This is a genomic window from Halobacterium bonnevillei, assembly GCF_009831555.1.
GTDB lineage: Archaea > Halobacteriota > Halobacteria > Halobacteriales > Halobacteriaceae > Halobacterium > Halobacterium bonnevillei.
In genome coordinates this window covers 1-3,364 of the sequence record NZ_WUUU01000244.1, presented here as the reverse complement: position 1 = coordinate 3,364, position 3,364 = coordinate 1, and the positions used below count along the sequence as shown (strand labels likewise).

4 protein-coding genes are annotated in these 3,364 nt (G+C 68.2%); 1 reads left to right on the top strand and 3 read right to left on the bottom strand.

The window, feature by feature from the left end; genetic code table 11:
• The 3 genes from GRX66_RS17650 to GRX66_RS17640 all read right to left on the bottom strand — a co-directional run.
• The coding region (locus GRX66_RS17650; RefSeq protein ID WP_325064182.1) for a D-aminoacyl-tRNA deacylase at window positions 1-345 on the bottom strand (345 nt) is incomplete at its 3' end.
• A gap of 117 nt (window positions 346-462) precedes the next feature.
• On the bottom strand, window positions 463-1,794 hold the full coding sequence (locus GRX66_RS17645; protein ID WP_159527674.1) for a sodium:calcium antiporter: 1,332 nt from the start codon (window positions 1,792-1,794) through the stop codon (window positions 463-465).
• Window positions 1,795-1,906: 112 nt separating this feature from the next.
• Complete coding sequence (locus tag GRX66_RS17640; RefSeq protein WP_159527673.1) at window positions 1,907-2,860, bottom strand: calcium/sodium antiporter; 954 nt, start codon at window positions 2,858-2,860, stop codon at window positions 1,907-1,909.
• 78 nt (window positions 2,861-2,938) lie between these two features.
• Here GRX66_RS17640 and GRX66_RS17635 point away from each other — a divergent pair.
• The coding region (locus GRX66_RS17635) for a shikimate dehydrogenase family protein (protein ID WP_394351540.1) at window positions 2,939-3,364 on the top strand (426 nt) is incomplete at its 3' end.

Here is a 3,364-nt window from a genome sequence, read left to right as displayed (position 1 = left end):
CTCCCGGAGCGCCGCGACCACCAGACGGTGGGCGTTCGGGCAGGCAGCTGCGAGCGACCTGTCCTCGCCGCCGTACTGCGCGTCCCCGAAGTTCCCGGTGTGGTGGGCGGTCAGCAGCGGGCCGGTGTCACCGGCGTGGCGGGACACCACGACGACGAACTCGGGGTCGTCGAACGGCGCGGCGGGGTCCTCGAGGTCGATGTGCAGCTCCTCGAACTCCCGCAGTTCGAAGCCGTCCGCCCGGTAGACGCCGTCGCCGACCGCCTCGAAGTCACCGACGTCCAGGAGGTGGTCGCCGATGTGCTGGGAGGCCTCGTCGGTGGTACTCACGACGATTCCAATCACGACCCGGCGTACGCCGCGACCAGTAAAACGCCTGCTGTTCGAGGCTCGTGGTGCCGGCGTCGACGGGACCGCCGACCGCCCCGAATCCTGGCGTCGGCGGCGGCACGGATCCGGTCGTCAGTCGCTGCCAGCGCCGAACGCGGCCCCGGCGTCGTCCGCGGTCTTCCGGACGAGCCGCACCATGGATTCCCGGCGATGAATCAACAGCACGGTCGCGAGCACGAGGTAGACGGCGGTGTACGCGTAGAGGACGAGAATGCTGAGTTCCGTCGCGGCGGGTTCGGCGACCGTTTGGATGATGACGAACTCGGCGACAACCTGGGTGAGGAACAGCACGAGCAGGGTGATCCCCTCCCAGACGGCGATCGAGAAGTTCGTGAGGATGGCGATGGCGAACAGGCTCTGGGCGGCGGTGATCCAGATCTCGACGGCCTGCTTCTCGTCGAACGGGAGCGTCCCCAGGCTCCCCGCAGCGATGCTGTAGACGACCGCCAGCGTCCCGATGAGCAGCGTCCACTGGTTGAGCTTCGAGGAGATGAGCGCGTTGAAGCCGGCGGTCGAGCGCGCCTTGTTCACGAGGTAGACGACGACGATGAGCTCCGGGCTCTCGGAAGCGAGCGGTGCGATCCACTGGATCATGAAGAACGGCGGGATGCCGGCGGCCTTTCCGATCTCCTCGAGCCCATGTGCGAACGGGTGGACGGCGGTGTAGATGGCGAAACCGGAGAACGCGAACAGCGCGACGACGCCGGCGACGCGAGCGGGCCGCCGGAACTGCTGGAGGTACGCGGGGACGCCGACGTGGTCGGTGTCGTGGGAGACGTCGCCGCGGATGATGATGGCGATGTACGCCGCGAACAGGCCGACGAGCACGACCGTGTCCAGGAGGCCGATGCCGTCGCCGAGCGGGACGACGAACGCGTACGCCGTCGCCGCGAGCAGGAACGTGATTTCGGTGGCGATGGAGGGGTCGAGGTTCACGCGACTCCGGAGGCCGCCGTCGAACGTGACCGCCGGGTCCATCGTCTTCCTGGCCTGGTAGACGGTGAACAGCGCGACGCCCGACCACCCGATACCGATGAGGATGCGGTTCGCGCCGGTCATGTTGGCGATTGCGAGGTTCGCGGCTTCCATGCCGCGTTCGGTACCGATGTTCGCCCCGGCGGTCCAGGCGTACAGCGCGTCGACGGCGTACTCCGGGGCGACGGCGAGCACAGCGAGCACGGCGATTGCGAACGACTGCGGGACGTCCTTCTCCGCGGTTTCCGCGCCCCACGCGAGCAGGAACGACGCCCCGAGCACGGCGATGCCGCTGACGGCAACCGTCGCTGGGTGGCCGAGGCCGTAGGCGTCCGGCCCGCCGGTGAAGTGGACGATCACCCACGGAACTGTCAGCAGTACGGCGAAGACGAGCGCCGCGATGGGGTGGCGCACCCGCTCGCGTAACATAGTCTACACTGTCCGGGACGGGCGCCCTAACGCTTGTGATTGGGGGCGGATGCGAGCGCAGGGGGTCCGTCCACCGCTTCGGTGGCGGGTCGCCGTGGCGAAACAGCCGCGACTACGGGAGCAGGAAGTAGAGGAAGCCGACGTAGCCCGCCAGCAGCCCGAATCCCTCGATTCGAGTGATGCGGTCGCCGAGCGCCATCATGGCGAGCGCGACCACCGTGAATCCGAGCATGATGGGGAACTCGTAGCTGACCGTCGCGGATTCGACGGTGATGGGCACGACGACGGCGACGACGCCGATGACCGCGAGCACGTTGTAGATGTTCGACCCGACGACGTTTCCGATGGAGAACTGGGCTTCGCCGCGGATGGCACTCACGAGCGACGTCGCGAGTTCGGGGACGGACGTGCCGAACGCGATGATGGTGAGGCCGATGAAGAGGTCACCGAACCCCCACGCGACCAGGACGCCGCGGCCGCCGACAATGAGCGCGCGAGAGCCGGCGAGCAACAGCAGAATCGAACCGACGAGCGCGACGTAGTCCCGGACGCCGGCGCTCGTCGTGTCCGCGCTCATGTCGACGTCTTCGGGGATGACGACGTCGTTCTGCTGTGCCTTGTAGTAGAGGAAGCCAGTGAACCCTGCGAGCAACGCGAGCAGGACGACGCCGTCGCCGGCGCCGATGCGGCCGTCGAGGCCGAGGCCGACCAGCGCGACGGCGGCGACGAACATGAACGGGCCGTGCTGGTAGAGCGTGTCGTCGTCGACCTGCATCGGACGGACGACGGCGGAGGCGCCGAGCACGAGGCCGATGTTGGCGATGTTCGACCCGACGATGTTCCCGAGCGCGATGCTGTCGGAGGCGGTGAGCGCGCCGATGGAACTGACGAACAGCTCCGGCGCGGTCGTGGCGAATGCGATGACGGTGACGCCGACAGTCGCGGCTTTCACCCCGTGCGAGAGCGCCAGCGCAGACGCGGCGGAGACGAGGAGTTCCGCACCGACGTAGAGTAAGACGATGCCAGCCAGCAGTATCCCGGCATCGACAGCGAGTGACCCGGCCATACAGCGGGGAAACAGTTCCCGGCAAAAAACCGTTCGGTGTCAGTATCAGTTATAAGCGTCCGGCCGCTGGGTGGAGGCGTGCAGGTATTCGGACTCGTCGGGAATCCGGTCGAACACTCGCTGTCGCCGCCGATGCACGAGGCGGCGTACGCAGAACTCGGCCTCGACGCGAGGTACGTCACGTTCGAGCCGTCACGGGCGGACCTCGCGACGGCGATCCGGGGCGCGGAGGCGCTCGGCGTCGCCGGCCTCAACGTCACCATCCCGTTCAAGCAGGACGTCCTGTCGCTGGTGGACGCGGACGACCTCGCGGAGCGCATCGGCGCCGTGAACACCATCGACTTCACGGGGGGGACAGTCACCGGCCACAACACGGACGTGGCGGGCGTCCGCCGGTCGTTCAGCTATCACGACGTGCCGCTTGCGGGGCAGGACGCCGTCGTCGTGGGCGCTGGCGGCGCGGGCCGTGCGAGCGCGTTCGCGCTGGCCGACGCCGGCCTCGAG

Bases quoted from the DNA above. Each gene is read 5' to 3' on its own strand.
- GRX66_RS17640 (WP_159527673.1), bottom strand. From the start codon at position 2,860: ATGGCCGGGTCACTCGCTGTCGATGCCGGGATACTGCTGGCTGGCATC.
- GRX66_RS17645 (WP_159527674.1), bottom strand. From the start codon at position 1,794: ATGTTACGCGAGCGGGTGCGCCACCCCATCGCGGCGCTCGTCTTCGCC.